Source organism: Stenotrophomonas sp. YJH_SMC_91 (genome assembly GCF_059368495.1).
Genome location: NZ_JCAFRT010000001.1, coordinates 325,063 through 343,437, shown reverse-complemented (window position 1 = coordinate 343,437; position 18,375 = coordinate 325,063). Strand labels below are relative to the sequence as shown.

Sequence of the window (18,375 nt, the reverse complement as noted above, 5' to 3'; positions counted from 1 at the left end):
GATCAGGCGGCGCGCGCTCACTCTTCCGAAAGGTACGCGGCCCCGCCCAGCTGCCGTGCCTGGCGCTGGATCCAGGCGGCGCGCCGCTGCACGTACGGCCCTGGCTTTGCGGCGTTGTAGCGCCGCGGTGCCGGCAGCACCGCCGCCAACCGCGCGCTATCGGCCGGGCTCAACCTGGCCGCGTCCTTGCCCCAGAACTTCTGCGCCGCCGCCTGAGCTCCGTACACGCCATCACCAAACTCGGCGATGTTGGCGTACATCTCCAGGATGCGCTCCTTTGGCCACAGCGCTTCGATCAGCACGGTGTACCAGACCTCCAGCCCCTTGCGGATCCAGCTGCGGCCCTGCCAGAGGAACAGGTTCTTGGCGACCTGCTGGCTGATCGTGCTGGCGCCACGCAGTCGCCCGCCCTTGGCATTGTGGTCGCGGGCCTTCTCGATCGCCTGCAGATCGAAGCCGTTGTGGTCGGGGAAACGCTGGTCCTCGGCGGCCACCAGCGAAATCGGCAGGCTCGGCGCCATCTGGTCAAGGTCGCGCCACTGGTAATGCAGGCGATAGGACCAATCGGCCTCGCCCACCGCCTCGCCATAGCGCCACAGCATCACCATGGACACGGGCGGGTCGATGAACCGCAGCACCAGGACCTGCAGGCAGCTGAAAGCGGCCAGCAGCACCGGCAGCCACAGCAGCCGTTTCCAGCGCCAGCGCCTGCGGCGCGGGCCTTCTACGACAGCTTCCACCTTGTGCTGCTCTCCCCCTGCCCCCATTACTGGTGCATCCTTCTTCTATCTGGTTGTCGGCGCATTATCCGGCAACTGCCCCCGTTTACGCGCGATGTGAGCCGATGACCGCCAACTCCGATTCCCTGATCCGCTTCCTGCTCCCCGACGCCGGCGTCCGCGGCGTCCACGTGCGCCTGCAGGCCACCTGGCAGGAGATCCTGTCCCACGCCGAGTACCCGGATACCGCCGCCGAACTGCTCGGCGAGGCCTGCGTGGCCTCGGCGCTGTTCACCGGCCATACCAAGATCGATGGACGCCTGTCGATCCAGCTGCGCAGCAGCACTGCCCTGCGCACCCTGTTCGCCGAATGCACCGCCGCCGGCACCCTGCGCGGCATCGCCCAGCTCAGCGAAGGCGGCGACGCGCCGCGCGACCTGTCCAGCCTGGGCGATGACGCGATCCTCGCCATCACCATCGAGAACCCCGGCCTGGATCCGCGTGAACCCCAGCGCTACCAGAGCCTGGTCGGACTGACCGCACCGGAGCTGGACGAGGCCTTCGAGGACTACTTCCGCCAGTCCGAGCAGCTGCCGACCCGCCTGCTGCTGGCGGCCGACCGCAATGGTGCCGCCGGCCTGCTGCTGCAGAAGCTGCCGGGCGACGAGGGCGACGAGGACGGCTGGGCACGCGCCAGCGCCCTGTTCGAAACCCTGGGCAAGGCCGAATTGCTGGCCACCCCGGCCGAGCAGCTGCTGCACCGCCTGTTCCACGAGGAGAAGCCGGCGCTGATGGGCGAAAAGCCGCTGTCCTTTGCCTGCTCCTGTTCCCGCGAGCGGGTGGCGGCGATGCTGCAGTCGCTGGGTGAGGAAGAGGCCCGTGCAGCGGCTGCAGACACCGGCGCCGTCGAGGTCCGTTGCGAATTCTGCGGGCGTGAGTATCACTTTCCATTGACGGAGTTCGGCATACTGTTCCACGGCGCCCAGGGGGCTGTACCGGCGCCTGAACGGCTTCAATGAACGGCAGTCTTGTACCTGGGGAGGATCAAGGCTTGTTAAGAATTCATAAACACCCTAGGATCAAGTTCCCGTCCCCACGGGAACTTCCGTTGTCCGTCCCTGTCTGAACTGGTCCGATGCGTACCTTCCTGCGTCTACCGCTGGCCATGATGATCGCCCTTGGCGCGATCACGGGCGTGCATGCGCAGAGCAAGGACACCCGCACCGTGCTGCCGGTATGGAACAAGGGCAGCGGCAAGGTCGAGGCCCTGCTGTACCTGGAGCCGACCGGTGAGCAGGCGGCCGGGGCGCGCTGGCATTTCGGCCGCAACTCGCTGGATGCGGCCTTTGGCCTGTCCTCCGGCGATTCACTGGGCCTGCTCTGCAGCAGCAGCGGGACCAGCATGAGCGGCCTGGCCAGCCACTGCATGCTGGCCAGCCTCGGCGACGAGGACGACCTCAACAGCCGGCGTTTCACCGGCACCGCCGCATTGAACCGTGGCAGCAGCCGCCTCGGCATCACCGCCGGCACCGGCCGTGAAACCCTGCCGGCATGGCTGGCAGGCCCGAACAAGACCCCTTCGCTGCGCGCCGAGCAGAATGACCTGACCGTGTTCGCGCAGAAGAACATCGGCCGCGAAGGCTTCGTGTCCATCGCCGGCACCTACGCCAAGGCCCGCCTGGTACCGCTGGCCGACGCCTCGCCGGCCATTGCCGACCGCTGGGACAGCAAGAGCCTGAGCATCGGCGCCGGCTACGGCAATTTCACCGGCAGCATCATCGGCCGCGTCATCGACGTGCCCGGCAAGCCCGGCAAGTGGGAAGGCCTGGGTATCGGCCTGACCTGGCGCACGCCATGGTCCGGCCAGCTCACCGTGGGCGCCGAGAACGTGATCAGCCGCGGCAAGAATCCGTTCTCGCCACGCAACGAAAGCAACGACGACGGCACCGTGCCGTACGTGCGCTACGAGCAGGACCTGTAAGCTCCCTGCCGCCTCACCGCGACGTTTCCGCGCGCGCTCCCTTCGCCCATCCCCGTAATGACACCTCGCCGCCACCACGCGGCGATGCGCAAGCGCCTGTGCGCGGCCTGGTCCAGCGCGGCTGCGTAGGGGTGCCTGCGCCATCAAGCCTGGCTGCCCCATGAAAAAAGCCACGCCCCTTTCGGGGCGTGGCCATGTCACACGTACATATTACGCCGCGATCAGAAGCGCTGGGTGTACTTCATGTACAGGAAGCGACCGATGTCGAAGCCACCGTAGTAGGAGACGTTCGCGCTCGGCTGGCTGTACATGGTCGGGCCCACGCGGCCGAACACGTTGTTGGCACCCACGGCCACGGTCGCATTCCACGGTGCGTTCCAGCGCAGCTGGACGTCGTTGAATACGGTCGCGCCACGCTGGTTGGTCGCGCTGCCCACCGCCACGCCCTGGTTGTTCGGCGAAGCGTAGTTCGGCAGGTTGCACTCTTCCGGGAACGTCACGGCGCTCAGGCACGATTCCTTCATGCCGGAGAAGTAACGGACGGTCCAGCTGGCGCCGAAGTCACCCATTTCCCAACCCAGGTTCAGGTTCGAACGCACGCGGAAGGCGCCGCCCGCCCAGCCCACGCCGGTGCGGGGATTCGGGTGGGTGACCGGGTTCTTGGTGGTGACCAGGTCATCACGCGAGGTGTAGGTGCTGGTCCACTGCGCGCTGAAGTTGCCGAAACGATCGGTCGGCAGGCGGTAGCTGACATCCAGGTCGAAGCCTTCCACCTCGCGGTAACCGGCGTTGATGCCGGTGCGCTTGAGGTTGTTGACGATGCCGGTCACCGGGTCACGCGTGAACGCCGAGCAGCGTGCCGCGATGTCGTTGATGTAGCAGTCGTTGAGGATCAGGTTGGCCGTGTCCGAGATGATGGTGTTCTCGACGCGGATTTCCCACCAGTCCAGCGACATGTTGAAGTTCTGGATGAAACCCGGGCTCCAGACGAAGCCCAGGGTCTTGGACGTCGAGGTTTCCGGGGTCAGCTGGTCGTTGGAGCCGGAGACGAAGGCCAGCGGGGTCTGCGACGATGCAGCGGTGGTCGGGGTGAAGCCCTGCTGCTGCTGGCGGAAGTTGGCTGCATTTACGCCGGCCGGCAGTGCGGCGGCGCAACGGGCACGCACCGCAGGATTGGTGCGCGCCGCACCGTAGACCGAATCGCACGGATCGGTGAAGAAGTCGAACGACTGCGAACCGCCGCTGTACAGGTCGGCGATGGTCGGGGCACGGAAGCCTTCCGCCCAGGTACCGCGGATGAGCAGCGAGTCGATCGGCTTCCACTTGAAGCCGAACTTGCTGTTCAGCGTGGTGCCGAAGGTGTCGTAGTCCGAATGGCGGGTGGCCGCGTTGAGGCTCAGCTCGCGGGCGCCCGGCAGGTCGGCCAGGATCGGCACGTTGAACTCGGCATAGACTTCGTCAACCTTGTAGCCACCACCGGTGGGGAAGTTGGCCAGGCCGGAGGTGTTGCCCGACTGCACCAGCGCGTCCGGGCTGAAGCTGCCGGTTTCCTTGCGGTGCTCGACACCCACGGCGAAGCCCAGGTCGCCGGCAGGCAGGGTGAACAGGCTGCCGGCCAGGTTGGCGGTGATGACCTTGGTGGTGGTCTCGGCGGTGGAGTGCGCGGACGGGAACAGCAGGTTCTGCAGGGCGGTGTTGCCGGTCAATGCGCCGTTGGCACCGTTGCTCTGGATGCCGGCGTGCAGGAACGGGTTGTACGGCACGCACTGGTTCAGCCCGATCGGGTTGGCCACGGTACCGCACTGCGCCACGCCGCTGCTGTTGATGAAGGACGGACCCACCGCCGCACGCAGCGCGGTCAGGTTGAGGTCGCCGGTGCTGGTCTGGACCAGCTTGTTGTTGTTGTACAGGTAGCCGACATCCCAGTCGAACAGGCGGTCGGAGAACTCGAAGCTGCCTTCCAGGCCGCCGCTGAAGCGGAAGGTGGTCAGCTCGGCGCGGGTGTTGCGCGGCACTTCCGAAGTACGACGCCACCAGTTGGCGATGTCAGCACCCAGCGGATTGAACACACTGCTGGCCGAAATCGGCGAACCGAAGGCCAGTGCGCCGTACGGGTAGCCGGCGATCTGGCGGTTCGAATCGCGGAAGCTGTACAGCATGTTGGTGCGCAGGCGCACGTTGTCGGTCAGGTCGTAGATGCCATCGACGAACACTGCACGGCGTTCCTGCGGGGTACGCAGGTCGGTCTGCAGGTTGGTGTTGGTCTTGTCCTTGGTGGAGAAGCTGTTGACGTTCTGCGCGACGTAGTCGGCCTTGTTGTTCGCGTTGCCACCCTCACGCAGGATCACGCGCACTTCGCGGTTCGGGTTGGATGCGCTGGCGGCCGGATAGGTGACGCCCGGCAGGCCATCGGCCGGACGGCTGACGAAACCGCCGAACTCACCCACGGTGGTCCAACCGAAGTCAGGGTGGTTGGAGCTGCGCGGGAACGCACCGTACGGACGATCGGCCGCCCGCACCTTGTCTTCCTTGGCGTACTCGGCACCGATGGTCAGCGAACCGCGCTCACCCTTCACGCCCATGGTGAAGTCCATGGTGCGGGTGGCACCGTCGCCTTCACTGTACTGGCCGTAGTAGACGCTGCCGGTGGCGCCTTCGAAGTTGGTACGGGTGATGATGTTGATGACGCCGGCGATGGCATCGGAACCGTAGATCGACGAAGCGCCGTCCTTCAGCACTTCGATGCGCTCGATGGCCGAGACCGGCACGGTCGAGATGTCCTGCAGGCCACCGGTTGTGATGCCCAGGCGCTTGCCGTTGAGCAGCACCAGGGTGCGGGTGGCGCCCAGGTCACGCAGGCTGATGTAGGTGCCGCCGACGGCTTCGCCCGAGGACAGCGGCTGGGCACGGCTGATCGGCGGCGTACCCACGGCGCTGATGTTCTGCAGGATGTCAGCGACCGACGAGAAGCCCTGCTTCTCGATGTCAGCGCGGTTGAGGGTCAGGACCGGCTGGGCGGTTTCGACGTCGACGGTACGGATGCGCGAACCGGTGACTTCGATGCGGTCCAGGTTGGTGGCGGTCTGGGCAGACGCCACCCCGGTACCGGCAACGGATGCGGCGCTGGCGGCCAGCGCAACGCACACTGCATCGCGCAGCTTGTTGCTGTTCAACTTCATGGGCTCTCTCTCCATGGATCTTGGGTTGTGTGCTGAGTCCAACCGACGTGCCCCAAAAGGGAGGCACAAAAAACGGCTGGTGACCCGATAGTAGCCACACTTGATCTGGAATTAAAGAGTCGTTAAGAAAATGCCCAAATCGCGTGAAACCAGCCTCACCACGACATACGTTGGCGCATTGAGGTCGCCTGCAAGGCGCATTCGGCACTTGCAGGGCGCCATTCTCCCATTCAGCTGGGAATGAGCGTCTCGATCAGATGCTCGACATAGGCCTCGAAATCCTCGCGGGCCTGCTTGGGTTGCTGCAGCTGCAGCGACAGCTGCAGGAAGCCGACGTAGGCGGCATAGGCCAGGCGCGCGCGATGCCGTGCATCGGTGGAGCTGAGCCCGGCCTGGCGGAACGAAGCAACCAAATAGTCGAGCCGGCGCTGCGAAACGCGGTCGATCACCGGGCGCACCATCGGGTGGTCCAGCGCCTTCAGCAGTTCGCTGTAGATGATGTGCGGCTGCACTTCGTGCGCGACCATCTGGAACAGCTGGCGCAGGCGCACGCGCGGATCCGGCACGTCCTCCAGGCTGCCGAACACCTGTTCCTGTTCGAACAGTTCCCAGCGTTCCAGCGCCGCCTGCAGCAGTGCATCACGCGAGGGGAAGTGCCAGTAGAAACTGCCCTTGGTCACACCCAGGCGCCGCGCCAACGGTTCCACCGCGACGGCCCCCACACCTTGTTCAGCAATCAGATCGAGAGCGGCCTGGGCCCAGTCTTCGGCACTCAGGCGGCTGTTGCGGCCGGCGCGCGGTTCGCCGGCGGAAGCGTCAGGTTGATTCATGGGCTGATTTAACCATACGCCGGGGTTCGTTGCAGTACGCGGTTGCGGCCGAAACCGTCGCGACGCCCGCCTGGGCACCTGCCGCAGCGCACCATACCGTGCAGTATTGACTTCCCTCACAAGCGATCCATACTAGCAAGTATGGTTACGTCCCCTACTCCCGCTGCGTTCCATGATCTTCGCCTGGAGGCCGCCCATGGCGCACGCCTGGCCGCAACCGCCAGCGACCACGGCCGCCGTGGCCGCGTGTTGTTCGCGCACGGCTTCGGCCAGACCCGGCACGCATGGAACGCCACCGCGCGGGCCCTGTCTGCGGCGGGGCTGCAGACGCTGGCCTACGACGCCCGTGGCCACGGCGATTCGGACTGGAATTCTGCCGAACTGCCCTATCACGGCGAGCAGTTCGCTGATGACCTGATCGTGCTGGCCGGGGAACAGCCACGCCCGCCGGTGCTGGTCGCAGCCTCGATGGGCGGCCTGTTCGGCCTGCTGGCCGAATCGCGCTGGCCGGGCCTGTTCTCGGCGATGGTGCTGGTGGACATCACCCCGCGTTGGGATACCGCCGGTGTTGAACGCATTCTGGCCTTCATGACCGCCCATCCCGACGGCTTTGCCTCGCTCACCCAGGCCGCCGATGTGATCTCGGCCTACATGCCGCACCGTCCGCGCAAATCCGAGCAGTCGCTGCGCGCACTGCTGCGCGAGGACGGCCACGGCCGCTGGCGTTGGCACTGGGACCCGCGCCTGGTGGCCGAACTGGCGCGCGACAGCGAGCAGCACCAGGATGCACTGGCCGAGGCCGCACGCCAGGTGAAGTGCCCGCTGCTGCTGGTCAGCGGCGGCCGAAGCGACCTGGTCACGCCACAGACCGTCGCCGAATTCCTGGCGTTGGCGCCGCACGCGCGTCATGTACAGCTGCCGCAGGCCACGCACATGGTCGCCGGCGATGACAACGACGCCTTTACCGCTACTGTGTTGGACTATCTGGACGTGTTGCCCGCAGCGGATGCTGCAGCTTCGTCCGCCACAAACGAGCACGTCACCGGAGCACGCTCATGAGCATCGTTCTTCCCTTCCTCGCCCTGCTGCTGGCAGGCGCGTTCGTCGCCTACCACCGCATGCGGCTGGTTACCTGGACGCTGATCAGCGTGGCCCTGCTGGTCGCCTGCTGGTTCATTCCCTACGTCAACCAGACCGCCACGATCGTGGCTGCCGCCATATTGGCCGTCATCGCCGTGCCGCTGCTGCTGCCGTTCATCCGCAAGCCGCTGCTGACCGGCCCGATGATGAAGGTGTTCCGCAAGGTGCTGCCGCCGCTGTCGCAGACCGAGCGCATCGCGCTGGAAACCGGCTCGGTTGGCTTCGAGGGCGAACTGTTCACCGGTGATCCGGACTGGAACATCCTGCTCAATTACCCCAAGCCGCAGCTGACCGCCGAAGAACAGGCCTTCCTCGATGGCCCGGTCGAAGAGCTGTGCACGATGGTCAACGACTGGGAAATCACCCACGTCCACGCTGACCTGCCGCCGGAGCTGTGGGCCTTCATCAAGAAGAACAAGTTCTTCGGCATGATCATCCCGAAGGAATATGGCGGCCTGGGCTTCTCTGCGCTGGCCCACCACAAGGTGATCCAGAAGCTGGCCTCGGTGTCCTCGGTGGTCAGCTCCACCGTCGGTGTGCCCAACTCGCTGGGCCCGGGTGAACTGCTGGTGCATTACGGCACCCAGGAACAGAAGGACCAGTACCTGCCGCGCCTGGCCGATGGCCGCGAAGTGCCCTGCTTCGGCCTGACCGGTCCGTTCGCCGGCTCCGACGCCACCTCGATTCCGGACTACGGCATCGTCTGCAGGGGCGAGTGGAACGGCGAGCAGGTGCTCGGCGTCAAGCTGACCTTCGACAAGCGTTACATCACCCTGGCCCCGGTCGCTTCGCTGATCGGCCTGGCCTTCCGCATGTACGACCCGGATGGCCTGATCGGCGACACCCGCGACATCGGCATCACCCTGGGCCTGCTGCCGCGCGACACCGCCGGCGTTGAAATCGGCCGTCGCCACTTCCCGCTGAACTCGACGTTCCAGAACGGCCCGATCCGCGGCAAGGACGTGTTCATTCCGCTGACCCAGCTGATCGGTGGCGCGGCCATGGCCGGCAAGGGCTGGAACATGCTCAACGAGTGCCTGGCCGTGGGCCGTTCGATCACCCTGCCGTCCACCGCCAGCGGCGGTGCCAAGGCCGGTGCCGCCGTGACCGGCGCCTATGCACGCATCCGCAAGCAGTTCGGTCTGTCGGTCGGCCGCTTCGAAGGCGTGGAAGAAGCGCTGGCCCGCATCGGCGGCAAGGCGTACAAGATCAGCGCGCTGTCGCAGGCCACCGCTGCTGCAGTCGACCGTGGTGACGTGCCGTCGGTACCGTCGGCCATCGCCAAGTACCACTGCACCACCATGAGCCGCGAAGTGATCTCGGACATGATGGACGTGATCGGCGGCAAGGGCATCATCCTGGGGCCGCGCAACTTCGCCGGCCGCAGCTGGCAGGCCGCGCCGATCGCGATCACCGTGGAAGGCGCCAACATCATGACCCGCAGCCTGCTGATCTTCGGCCAGGGTGCGATCCTCTGCCACCCGTGGGTGCTGAAGGAAATGAAGGCCGCGCAGGATCCGGATACCCGTGCCGGCCTGCAGGACTTCGACCGCAGCCTGTTCGGCCACATCCGCTATGGCATCTCCAATGCCGTGCGTTCGTTCTGGTTCGGCCTGACCGGGGCACGCTTCGGTGCCGCCCCGGGTGACGCCTACACCCGCCGCTACTTCCGCAAGCTGGACCGTTACTCGGCCAACCTGGCGCTGATGGCCGACATCTCGATGATGACCCTCGGCGGCAAGCTGAAGTTCAAGGAATCGCTGTCCGGCCGCCTGGGCGACGTGCTGAGCCACGTCTACATGACCAGCGCCATGCTCAAGCGCTACCACGACGAGGGCGCACCGCAGGCCGACCAGCCGCTGCTGGCCTGGGCCTTCCATGACAGCGTGCACAAGATCGAGGAATCGCTGTCGGCGGCCCTGCGCAACTTCCCGATCCGTCCGATCGGCTGGCTGATGTGGGCGCTGATCTTCCCGCTGGGCCGTCGTGCCGAGGCCCCGGGCGACCGCCTGAGCCGCCGCGTCGCCGCCCTGCTGATGGCGCCGAACGAAGCCCGCGACCGCCTGGCCAGTGGCGTGTTCCTGACCCCGTGCGAGAACAACCCGGGTGGCCGCATCAACAGCTACCTGAGCAAGGCGATCATGGCCGAGCCGGTGGAACGCAAGTTCCTGAAGGCGCTGAAGAGCAAGGGCATCGAGGCGCTGGACTTCAAGAGCCAGCTGGACGAAGCCGTGGCCGAGGGCGTGATCACCCAGGACGAGCGCAGCCTGCTGGAAGAGCTGCGCACGCTGACCCTGGACACGATCACCGTGGACGACTTCGACACCCACGAACTGCGCGCGGCCAGCTACTACGACCGCCAGCACAAGGATCCGCATTCGCAGGCCGCCTGATCGCCCGCGATACGCGTTGCCTTCGACGGCGGGCCTCGGCCCGCCGTCGCTCTATCCGACGACCGGAACACCGACCATGTCCACGCCCCTGCTCTCGCTCTACAACCGCCTGCAGCGCTGGCCCGCCGGCAACTGGCTGTTCTCGCGCGCGGTGTGTTTCAAGGCGCCCTACTTCGCCAGCATCGCGCCGCGCATCACCCGCCTGGAACACGGCCGCTGCGAAGGCACGCTGGCCGACCGCCGCAGGGTGCGCAACCACATCGGCACGGTGCACGCGATCGCGATGTGCAACCTGGCCGAACTGACCGCCGGGCTGATGGTCGACGCCTCGCTGCCGAAGGGCATGCGCTGGATTCCGAAGGGGATGCAGGTGCAGTACCTGGCCAAGGCACGGGGCATGCTGCAGGCGGTGGCATTGCCGGCCCAGCCGATCGTGGCCGCTGCCGAGGGCTATGCACTGCCGGTGACGGTGAGTGTGCGCGACCGCGCGGGGACGGAGGTGTTCAGCGCGGTCATCGACATGTGGATGTCGCCGGCGAAGTAGTGTTCCGGCGAACGGCGCAGCCCCTCGTGGGTGGACGGTTGATCGCGGAAAGCCTTGGTTTGGCTGGGGGCGGTGAGTTCGCGGGGGACGCCGTGAACCCGTCCTTGGGGGCTTGGCCGCGGCATCCATGCCGCGGACACCCCCGCGAACTCACCGCCCCCAGCCTCTGACAGATTTCTGCGGCGTCCACCCACGCAAGAAAAAAATAAGAACAAAAGCAAAAGCGGCCCACTGGCCGCTTTTTTCGTGCGCGCAGAACCCACGAGCGCAGCGACCCGCTGTTGCTCTTGATCTTCTTTTTCTTCTCCGTGGGCTGGCCGCACACGGAACCTGTCCGGGGTCGGGCGGATGGGCTGGGCAGGGGTGTCCGCGGCATGGATGCCGCGGCCAAGCCCCCAGGGACGGGTTTACGGCGTCCCCTGCCCAGCCCATCCGCCCGGCAAGATCCACGACCCGCATTCCGCGACCAACCCACGAGGGGCTGCGCCGTTGGCTGGAAACTACGCCAGCGCGCGAAACACCAACGCCAGGATCGCCGGCACCGCCTGGATCATGAAAATGCGCCGGCTCACGCTGTACGCGCCATAGCACCCCGCCACCATCACACAGGCCAGCGAGAACGTCACCAGCACCGGCTGCCCGATCACCAGCCCCACCACGATGCCTGCCGCCAGGAAGCCGTTGTACAAGCCCTGGTTGGCCGCCAGCACCCGCGTGGTCTCCGCCTTCTCCGGCGTGTTGCGGAAGGTCTTCAGGCCCAGCGGGCGGGTCCACAGGAACATCTCCAGCACCAGGAAATAGACGTGCAGCAGGGCGACGAGCAACGTCAGGGTGAGTGCGATCCAGTACATGGGCAGTTCCTTGGACAGGGATGGGGATCGGGCCCCGGAAAATCAGCGGTCGCGCGGCAGTTTCTTTTCTTCGCGCAGTACACCGAACGCGGCTGCGGTCATGCACGCGGCCACCAGCATGCCGCCGATGAACACCACGTGCGAGCCGAACAATGACAGGCCCTTGTGCACCCAGGCAAAGCTCAGGTCCGCACCGCGGTAGACCACGGTGTCGATCGCTGCGCCGGCCTTGTAGCGCCACTGCCGGTCCACGCGCGTGTAGATGGTCTCGCGCGCCGGCTTGGCCAGTGCAAATTCGCTGGCGCGGGTCATCACCTGCACCACCGCGACCATCAACGGCATCGGCGAGGCTGCCAGCACCGAGAAGCCGATCAGGATCGCGAAACCGGGAATCAGCAGCGCCGGCGCGATGCCGTGGCGCGACAGCAGCCAGCGGGTCAGGCCCACCTGCATCAGCAGCGCCAGCGCGTTCACCGCCAGGTCGATGCGCGAGAAGAACGCGGTACTGGCCGCCGGGTCAGTGAACGCCGCACGCACGATCGCGGCCTGCTGGTTGTAGAGCAGCGTCCCCACGCCCACGCCGAACACCACCATGATCGCCAGCCAGCGCAGCAACGGCTCGCGCACGATCAGTTTCAGGCCATCCAGCACGCTGCCGCCCATCGGCTTCTCACCCGATACCAACTGCTGCTCCTGCTCGCGCAGCACCGCCCAGTGCCGCAGGCGCCAGATGCAGAACAAGCAGATCGCCAGGAAACCGGCCGACACCAGCATCAGGTTGGCGATGCCCACACGCTGCACCAGCGCACTGGTGATGACCGGACCAAGGAACGCGCCGACGGTGCCCGCCGCGCCGATGTAGCCGTAGTACGCCCGCGCCTGCGCGTTGGAGAACACGTCGGCCATGAAACTCCAGAACACCGCCACCGCGAACAGGTTGAAGACGGTGATCCAGAAGAAGAAAGCCATGCCGCGGCCAGGCACGCCGCTGTCGAACATCATGTAGAAGCCAAGCAGGGTCACGATGAAGAAGCCATACACCGCCGGCAGGAACACCCGTCGCGGGAAGCGGCTGACCAGCCAGCCGTACACCGGCTGCAGCACCAGCATGATCACGAACACGCAGGAGAACAGGAACTGCAGGACGAAGTCCTTCAGCGCGATGCCGTGACCGGCGAACCAGGCAATCAGCGCGGGCGGGAACACCGTTTCCAGGTCCGCCGAGGCGGCCATGGCTTCACGCACCGGACGCAGCACGTAGTAGCCGCTGAGCAGGCAGAAGAAGTACAGGAACGACCACCACAGCGCCGGGGACTCGCGCAGTGCCGCCATCAGCCCCTGCAGCGGGCCCTTCCCTCGTACCGCGCTCACGCGGCGTCCCTCGCCAGATGACGGCGGTTGGACAGCGGCATGGCAGGCTCCGGGGCGGTGAAGCGCGTACGTTATCCAATGCACTGCAACATCGCCAGCAGGTAGCCGTTTGAAGGCCGCAACGCGGTGTCATGACCGGGTCCGGATGACACGTTCCGATACACGCTTTCGAGGCGTCAAAATCCCAACTTTTTCAACGAGATGCGCATTCATCTTCGCTTTGTTTGTGCACAGAGGAAAAGCGGCGCTAGAATCGCCATCAGCAGTCGCGCACGGGTCCCACCGATGAAAAAGAACAGCCTGCGTCGTCCGATCCGTTCGGCGGCCACCGGTTTGCTGGGCATGTTGATGCCCGTTGCCTTGTCCACCACCGCGCAGACCCCGCCGCCGTTGCCGCCGATGCCGGCCAACATCGAGTCCGCTGCGGCCACCGCCGTTGCCCACACCCAGCCGGCGGCCTACCGTACCGGGCTGGTGCCGCAGGTGCAGGCGCCCGCCGCAGGCTTCAACGTCGCCAATATCGAATCGATGGCGCAGCAGCTCACCTATGGCGAGCGCGTGCCCGGCATGGCCGTGGCCATCGTGCAGGGCGGCCGCATCCTCAGCGCGCGCGGCTATGGCGTTACCGACGTCAACAATCCGCTGCCGGTCGATGCGCACACCGTGTTCCGCCTGGCGTCGCTGTCCAAGGCCTTCGCCGGCACCATGGCCGGCCTGCTGGTCAACGACGGCACGCTGCGCTGGGACAGCAAGGTCACCGACTATGTGCCGGGCTTCCGTCTCAACTCGCCCGAAGCCACCGACCGCCTGACCGTGGCCGACGTGCTCAGCCATCGCGTCGGCCTGCCGTACAACGCCTACGACCGCGACATCGAAGGCAACGCCGAGTACTACGCGCTGACCCAGAAGCTGGCCAACACCAGCCTGAAGTGCCTGCCGGGCGACTGCTACGCCTACCAGAACGTGGCCTTCAGCCTGATCGGCGACGTCGTCTATGCCGCCTCCGGCAGCTTCTACGAGCAGTCGGTCGAGCGCCGCATCTTCAAGCCGCTGGGCATGAACGATGCCAGCCTCGGCCTGGCCGGCATCCAGGCCAGCTCGCGCTGGGCGCGCCCGCACGTGCGCAGCCGCAACGGCTGGGTGTCGCTGACACCGAAGCCGACCTACTACCGTGTTGCCCCGGCGGCTGGCGTCAACGCCAGCGCCAGCGACATGGCGCAGTGGCTCCTGGCGCACACCGGCCATCGCCCCGATGTGCTGCCGGCACCGTTGCTGGCTACCCTGCATTCGAGCCTGATCAACACCCCCGGCGAGATGCGTTCGGGCTGGCGCCGCGAGCGCCTGCACTCGGCCGGCTACGCGCTGGGCTGGCGCACCTTCGACTACGCCGGCCACGACGTGGTGTTCCATGCCGGTGCCGTACAGGGCTACCGCGGCCTGGTCGCGCTGGTCCCCGAACGCGATCTCGGCATCGCCATCATGTGGAATGGCGAGAGCGGCCTGCCCAGCGGCCTGCTGCCGACCGTGCTCGATTCCGCGCTCGGCCTGCCGGCACAGCGCTGGCTGGATGTGGACACCGACTTCGGCAGCGACAACCTGATGGCCGAAGGCGCGAGCCCGGCGCAGCAGGACAAGCGCAAGGGCAAGGGCGCTTCCAGCAACCGCGCGGTGGCGTCGCCGCGCTGATCAGGCGGGCGCGACCGTGAGCATGAAGGGCGGCCTGCGGGCCGCCCTTTTTGTTGGCTGTTGTGGAATCGAGCCGCGCTCGCCTCTACAAACGCAGCGCTAATGCGCGAAGTAGTGCATGCCGCCGTCCACCGGAATCACTGCACCGGTGATGTAACCGGCCAGCGGCGAGGCGAGAAATGCCACCAGCGGCGCCACTTCTTCCGGCTCACCGAAGCGCCCGATCGGGATGTTACTGGCGATGAACGCGCGTCGGCTTTCCTCGGTGGGATGCAGGCGGTCCAGGATCTGCGGGCTGTTGATCCGACCCGGCGCAATGGCATTCACCGTGATGCCCTGCCCGGCCACCTCCGACGACAGCCCCTTGCTCCACAGATGCAACGCTGCCTTCGCCGCGGTGGCGGCATTCACCGAACGTGGCTCCATCGAACCGCTGAAGTTGATCACCCGCCCCCATCCCTGCGCCTGCATCGCCGGCAGCAGTGCCTGGGTCAGCCGTCGTGCGGCAGAGAAGTTCAGCGCCAATGCCTCCTCCCAGATCGTGTCGGCTGCATCGACGGTCGTTGGCCGCGAACCGCCAGCCGCGTTGACCAGGATGTCCACCCGCTGCAACGCCGCCAGCGACGCGTCAGCAATGCGTCGCACGTCCCCGGCGTCAGTGACATCGCCCAGCAGGATGATCGGCGCGGGTGCGCCCGCCGCTTCGATCCCTGCCGCCAGCGCCTGCAGCGGTGCCTGCCGCCGTGACGAGATGGCAACACGTACGCCCTGCGCGGCCAGTTGCCTGGCGACAGCGCCACCGATGCCACTGCCCGCCCCGGTGACCAGCGCTGTGCGTCCCTCAAGATTCAAATCCATCGTGTTCTCCTTTCAGCACGGCCGGTGGATCCGGCCCCTGCAGTGCATGCTGTTTGATCACCCGTGATTGATAAACTCCGCAAAAGTTTCAGCATTCAACACCCGGAGTTTCAGATGAACCTGCTGGAAAGCATGCAGGTGTACGTGCTGATCGTGGACAAGGGCAGCCTCAGCGCTGCAGCGGCAGCACTGGCCATCTCCCCGACGATGGCCGGCAAGCACCTGCGTGCGTTGGAGGCGCGGCTGGGCATGCAGTTGCTCAGTCGTACCACCCGGCGCCAGCACATGACGCCGTTCGGGGAGGACTACTACGCCCGCTGCCGGGAGATCCTGCGGCTGGTGGAGGAAACCGATGCTCAGGCCCAGTACCAGCACCTGGCACCTGCAGGCACGCTGCGCATCAGCACGCCGGTGATCTTCGGCACGCATGCGCTGGTACCGGCGTTGGCCGATTACATGGCGCGCTACCCCGACGTGCGTGTCGACGCGGTGCTGACCGACCGCGTGGTCGACCTCGCAGAGGAGGGTTTCGAAGCAGCCCTGCGCATCGGCACGCTGGCCGACAGCAGCGTGCTGGTGGCGCGTGCATTGGCACCGTATCGCTTGATGATGTGCGCCTCGCCCGGATACCTCGCCCGGCACGGTACGCCCTCCGACCTGCTGGCGCTTGCCCGGCACCAATGCCTGTCCTTCGAACCCAGCGCGCTGGCGCAGTGGCTGCAGGCCGATGCTGGCGGGCTCGGCCATGTGCCCACAGGTCGACTGCAGATCAACAACGGCGAAGCGCTGCGTACAGCGGCGCTGCATGGGCTGGGCATCGTGCTGCAATCGGCACTGCTTCTGGCCGCGGATGTCGAGGCTGGGCGGTTGGTGCAGCTGTTTCCCGAACACGGCCACGCGGGGCGGCCGATGCACGTGGTCTACGCCCACGACAGCTACCCCTCGACCCGCCTGCGCAGCTTCATCGATTTCCTGGTGGAGCGCTTTCCACCGGCGCCGCACCGCTAGCATCGACCGTCAGCAAGGCGGTCGAGCATGGCTCGACGCTACCAATGGCCCCATAAAAAAACCCCCTCCCCGCTGGGCAGCCAGGGAAGGGGTTTCAGGATGCGGCTATCGGGAAGTACTTAGATCAGCGGCGCCGGGGTTGCCGGCAGAGCGACCGGAGCGGCCTTCTTCTTGCGGGCGGCCGGCTTGCGCTTGGCAACCTTCTTCGCCGCCTTCTTGGGGGCAGCCTTCTTGGTGGCCTTCTTCGCGGTCTTCTTCACTGCCTTCTTGGCGGTCTTCTTGACGGCCTTCTTGGCAGTCGCCTTCTTCGCGACCTTCTTGGCCGGCTTGCGGGCCGTTGCCTTCTTGGCAGTCTTCTTGGTGGCCTTCTTGGCTACCTTCTTGACGGCCTTCTTCGCGGTCTTCTTGGCAGGAGACTTCTTGGCTACCTTCTTCGCCGCCTTCTTCACTGCCTTCTTCGCAGTGGCCTTCTTGGCGACCTTCTTCGCAGCCTTCTTCACTGCCTTCTTGGCAGTCGCCTTCTTCGCGACCTTCTTCACTGCCTTCTTGGCAGCGGCCTTCTTCGCGACCTTCTTCACCGCCTTCTTGGCGGCGGGCTTTTTCTTCGCAGCTTTCTTGGTTGCCATGGGATGGCTCCTCGTCAGTGATAGGGAGTTGAAACGCCCAGGTGGATCAAACCCGCGGATGCTGCGTGCGGGGACCGCCGGCGCGTCAAGCGCGCCGTTACGGATGCGGCAATGCCCGCCTCGATCGGCGGAGCGGGCATCGGAACGGGAGGTGCCTTGCATTTCTCCGGGGGAAGCGGGGCCATGTCCACCGTCATCTGGGTCGCGGTGGTCTTGAAGGGGCTGCTTCGCATCGGACGATTGATTCTGCGCACTCGGTTTGGCAGGCAAGGTCTGCTGAGGCGAAACCTAATCACGGTTTTTTTTACTGTCAACAACCCCCGCGAAAAATTTTCACATCCGCGCCATCCGCGGTGTTGCCTGCACGGTCGCGACGCTCCGCCCTCGACGACCAACAAAGCACCACGCACGCGCGTTGCCTGCAGCAACAACAACGCAAGCGTTGAACAAAAACCACTTGAAATAGGCACTCTGCGCATATGCATGCATGTTGGCGGCCACTGCATGCACGCAACGCCGGCACCGGCCGGCGCCGGCATCAGCGCCAGCACAACGGCACCGCAACGGGGGGCGAAAAGTTTTCACATCCGGACGCGTCGGCGCGGGGCGGAAACGCGGATTTGCGCAAAACTGCGCACGCCCCTCGGTACCGTTCGCGGGTCTGCTGATGCCGCGTCGAGGGCGCGCAGCAAACCCTGCGTCATGAGCCGACGTACTCGCCAAAACAAAAACGGCCACCCGAAGGTGGCCGTTGCAGAACCCGGAAACGACGACTCAGTGGTCGTCGTTCTCCAGGGCTTCGGCGTACGCGTCCGGGTCCAGCAGCTCGTTGACCTCTTCAGCGTTGGTCAGTTCGACCACGAACATCCAACCTTCGCCGTAGGCATCTTCGTTGATGGTTTCCGGCTTGTCGGACAGGGCCGAGTTGACCTCGACAACCTTGCCGCTGATCGGGCTGTAGACGTCCGAGGCGGCCTTCACCGACTCGACGACGGCGATCTGTTCGCCGGCCTTGGCGTCGGCGCCGACTTCCGGCAGTTCGACGTAGACCAGGTCACCCAGCAGGCCCTGGGCATGGTCGGAAATACCGACGGTGACGCGGCCATTGCCTTCGACACGGGCCCACTCATGGGACTTGAGGAACTTGAGGTCGCCGGGGATCTCGCTCATGGGACTGCTCCAGAGATAT

15 protein-coding genes are annotated in these 18,375 nt (G+C 66.0%); 7 read left to right on the top strand and 8 right to left on the bottom strand.

The annotated features are described in order from the left end of the window. Window positions 1-17: 17 nt before the first annotated feature. Entirely contained in the window at window positions 18-767 is a 750-nt protein-coding gene (gene mtgA / locus AC5P5X_RS01485) for a monofunctional biosynthetic peptidoglycan transglycosylase (RefSeq protein WP_062607958.1), read from the bottom strand. 77 nt (window positions 768-844) lie between these two features. Between mtgA and hslO the strand changes: the two genes are divergently transcribed. Continuing rightward, window positions 845-1,738, top strand: coding sequence for an Hsp33 family molecular chaperone HslO (gene hslO / locus AC5P5X_RS01480; RefSeq protein WP_005414237.1), 894 nt, complete (start codon window positions 845-847; stop codon window positions 1,736-1,738). Window positions 1,739-1,887: 149 nt separating this feature from the next. Continuing rightward, entirely contained in the window at window positions 1,888-2,700 is an 813-nt protein-coding gene (locus AC5P5X_RS01475; RefSeq protein ID WP_024956328.1) for an XOO1806 family protein, read from the top strand. Window positions 2,701-2,921: 221 nt separating this feature from the next. On the opposite strand, the gene AC5P5X_RS01470 is transcribed toward AC5P5X_RS01475, so the two are convergent. Together AC5P5X_RS01470 and AC5P5X_RS01465 are read right to left on the bottom strand one after the other, a co-directional pair. Continuing rightward, a complete protein-coding gene (locus tag AC5P5X_RS01470; protein ID WP_005414239.1) occupies window positions 2,922-5,879 on the bottom strand; it encodes a TonB-dependent receptor domain-containing protein in 2,958 nt (985 codons plus the stop codon). A gap of 230 nt (window positions 5,880-6,109) precedes the next feature. Further along, entirely contained in the window at window positions 6,110-6,709 is a 600-nt protein-coding gene (locus AC5P5X_RS01465) for a TetR/AcrR family transcriptional regulator (RefSeq protein WP_005410690.1), read from the bottom strand. A 141-nt stretch (window positions 6,710-6,850) separates the two neighbouring features. Here AC5P5X_RS01465 and AC5P5X_RS01460 point away from each other — a divergent pair, with 141 nt between their 5' ends. The 3 genes from AC5P5X_RS01460 (at window position 6,851) to AC5P5X_RS01450 (ending at window position 10,786) form a co-directional block, all read left to right on the top strand. Then, window positions 6,851-7,768, top strand: a complete 918-nt coding sequence (locus AC5P5X_RS01460) for an alpha/beta fold hydrolase (RefSeq protein ID WP_005410691.1) — start codon at window positions 6,851-6,853, stop codon at window positions 7,766-7,768. Continuing rightward, a complete protein-coding gene (locus AC5P5X_RS01455; protein ID WP_024956326.1) occupies window positions 7,765-10,242 on the top strand; it encodes an acyl-CoA dehydrogenase in 2,478 nt (825 codons plus the stop codon). The genes AC5P5X_RS01460 and AC5P5X_RS01455 overlap by 4 nt, the downstream gene beginning before the upstream one ends. 76 nt (window positions 10,243-10,318) lie before the next feature. Continuing rightward, window positions 10,319-10,786, top strand: coding sequence for a hotdog fold domain-containing protein (locus tag AC5P5X_RS01450; protein ID WP_111189057.1), 468 nt, complete (start codon window positions 10,319-10,321; stop codon window positions 10,784-10,786). A gap of 500 nt (window positions 10,787-11,286) precedes the next feature. Here the strand turns inward: AC5P5X_RS01450 and AC5P5X_RS01445 are convergent, their stop codons facing one another. Further along, entirely contained in the window at window positions 11,287-11,637 is a 351-nt protein-coding gene (locus tag AC5P5X_RS01445) for a DUF1304 domain-containing protein (protein ID WP_111189609.1), read from the bottom strand. Between the two features lie 42 nt (window positions 11,638-11,679). Then, window positions 11,680-12,969, bottom strand: a complete 1,290-nt coding sequence (locus AC5P5X_RS01440) for an NTP/NDP exchange transporter (RefSeq protein WP_181453403.1) — start codon at window positions 12,967-12,969, stop codon at window positions 11,680-11,682. A 324-nt stretch (window positions 12,970-13,293) separates the two neighbouring features. On the opposite strand from AC5P5X_RS01440, the gene AC5P5X_RS01435 reads away from it, so the two are divergent. Continuing rightward, entirely contained in the window at window positions 13,294-14,694 is a 1,401-nt protein-coding gene (locus AC5P5X_RS01435; protein WP_005410697.1) for a serine hydrolase domain-containing protein, read from the top strand. A 99-nt stretch (window positions 14,695-14,793) separates the two neighbouring features. Here the strand turns inward: AC5P5X_RS01435 and AC5P5X_RS01430 are convergent, their stop codons facing one another. Beyond that, the gene (locus tag AC5P5X_RS01430; protein WP_111189610.1) at window positions 14,794-15,552 is read right to left on the bottom strand and encodes an SDR family NAD(P)-dependent oxidoreductase; all 759 of its coding nucleotides are present in this window, start codon (window positions 15,550-15,552) and stop codon (window positions 14,794-14,796) included. 114 nt (window positions 15,553-15,666) lie between these two features. Between AC5P5X_RS01430 and AC5P5X_RS01425 the strand changes: the two genes are divergently transcribed. Beyond that, entirely contained in the window at window positions 15,667-16,560 is an 894-nt protein-coding gene (locus AC5P5X_RS01425) for a LysR substrate-binding domain-containing protein (RefSeq protein ID WP_111189611.1), read from the top strand. 119 nt (window positions 16,561-16,679) lie between these two features. On the opposite strand, the gene AC5P5X_RS01420 is transcribed toward AC5P5X_RS01425, so the two are convergent. Both AC5P5X_RS01420 and gcvH read right to left on the bottom strand, forming a co-directional pair. Beyond that, window positions 16,680-17,186: a hypothetical protein gene (locus AC5P5X_RS01420; protein ID WP_005410700.1), complete on the bottom strand. Its 507-nt coding sequence runs from the start codon at window positions 17,184-17,186 to the stop codon at window positions 16,680-16,682. Window positions 17,187-17,960: 774 nt separating this feature from the next. Continuing rightward, complete coding sequence (gene gcvH / locus AC5P5X_RS01415) at window positions 17,961-18,356, bottom strand: glycine cleavage system protein GcvH (protein ID WP_005410701.1); 396 nt, start codon at window positions 18,354-18,356, stop codon at window positions 17,961-17,963. Window positions 18,357-18,375: the final 19 nt, after the last annotated feature.

Bases quoted from the DNA above. Each gene is read 5' to 3' on its own strand.
- mtgA (WP_062607958.1), bottom strand. From the start codon at position 767: ATGGGGGCAGGGGGAGAGCAGCACAAGGTGGAAGCTGTCGTAGAAGGC.
- hslO (WP_005414237.1), top strand. From the start codon at position 845: ATGACCGCCAACTCCGATTCCCTGATCCGCTTCCTGCTCCCCGACGCC.
- AC5P5X_RS01475 (WP_024956328.1), top strand. From the start codon at position 1,888: ATGATCGCCCTTGGCGCGATCACGGGCGTGCATGCGCAGAGCAAGGAC.
- AC5P5X_RS01470 (WP_005414239.1), bottom strand. From the start codon at position 5,879: ATGAAGTTGAACAGCAACAAGCTGCGCGATGCAGTGTGCGTTGCGCTG.
- AC5P5X_RS01465 (WP_005410690.1), bottom strand. From the start codon at position 6,709: ATGAATCAACCTGACGCTTCCGCCGGCGAACCGCGCGCCGGCCGCAAC.
- AC5P5X_RS01460 (WP_005410691.1), top strand. From the start codon at position 6,851: ATGGTTACGTCCCCTACTCCCGCTGCGTTCCATGATCTTCGCCTGGAG.
- AC5P5X_RS01455 (WP_024956326.1), top strand. From the start codon at position 7,765: ATGAGCATCGTTCTTCCCTTCCTCGCCCTGCTGCTGGCAGGCGCGTTC.
- AC5P5X_RS01450 (WP_111189057.1), top strand. From the start codon at position 10,319: ATGTCCACGCCCCTGCTCTCGCTCTACAACCGCCTGCAGCGCTGGCCC.
- AC5P5X_RS01445 (WP_111189609.1), bottom strand. From the start codon at position 11,637: ATGTACTGGATCGCACTCACCCTGACGTTGCTCGTCGCCCTGCTGCAC.
- AC5P5X_RS01440 (WP_181453403.1), bottom strand. From the start codon at position 12,969: ATGGCGGCACTGCGCGAGTCCCCGGCGCTGTGGTGGTCGTTCCTGTAC.
- AC5P5X_RS01435 (WP_005410697.1), top strand. From the start codon at position 13,294: ATGAAAAAGAACAGCCTGCGTCGTCCGATCCGTTCGGCGGCCACCGGT.
- AC5P5X_RS01430 (WP_111189610.1), bottom strand. From the start codon at position 15,552: ATGGATTTGAATCTTGAGGGACGCACAGCGCTGGTCACCGGGGCGGGC.
- AC5P5X_RS01425 (WP_111189611.1), top strand. From the start codon at position 15,667: ATGAACCTGCTGGAAAGCATGCAGGTGTACGTGCTGATCGTGGACAAG.
- AC5P5X_RS01420 (WP_005410700.1), bottom strand. From the start codon at position 17,186: ATGGCAACCAAGAAAGCTGCGAAGAAAAAGCCCGCCGCCAAGAAGGCG.
- gcvH (WP_005410701.1), bottom strand. From the start codon at position 18,356: ATGAGCGAGATCCCCGGCGACCTCAAGTTCCTCAAGTCCCATGAGTGG.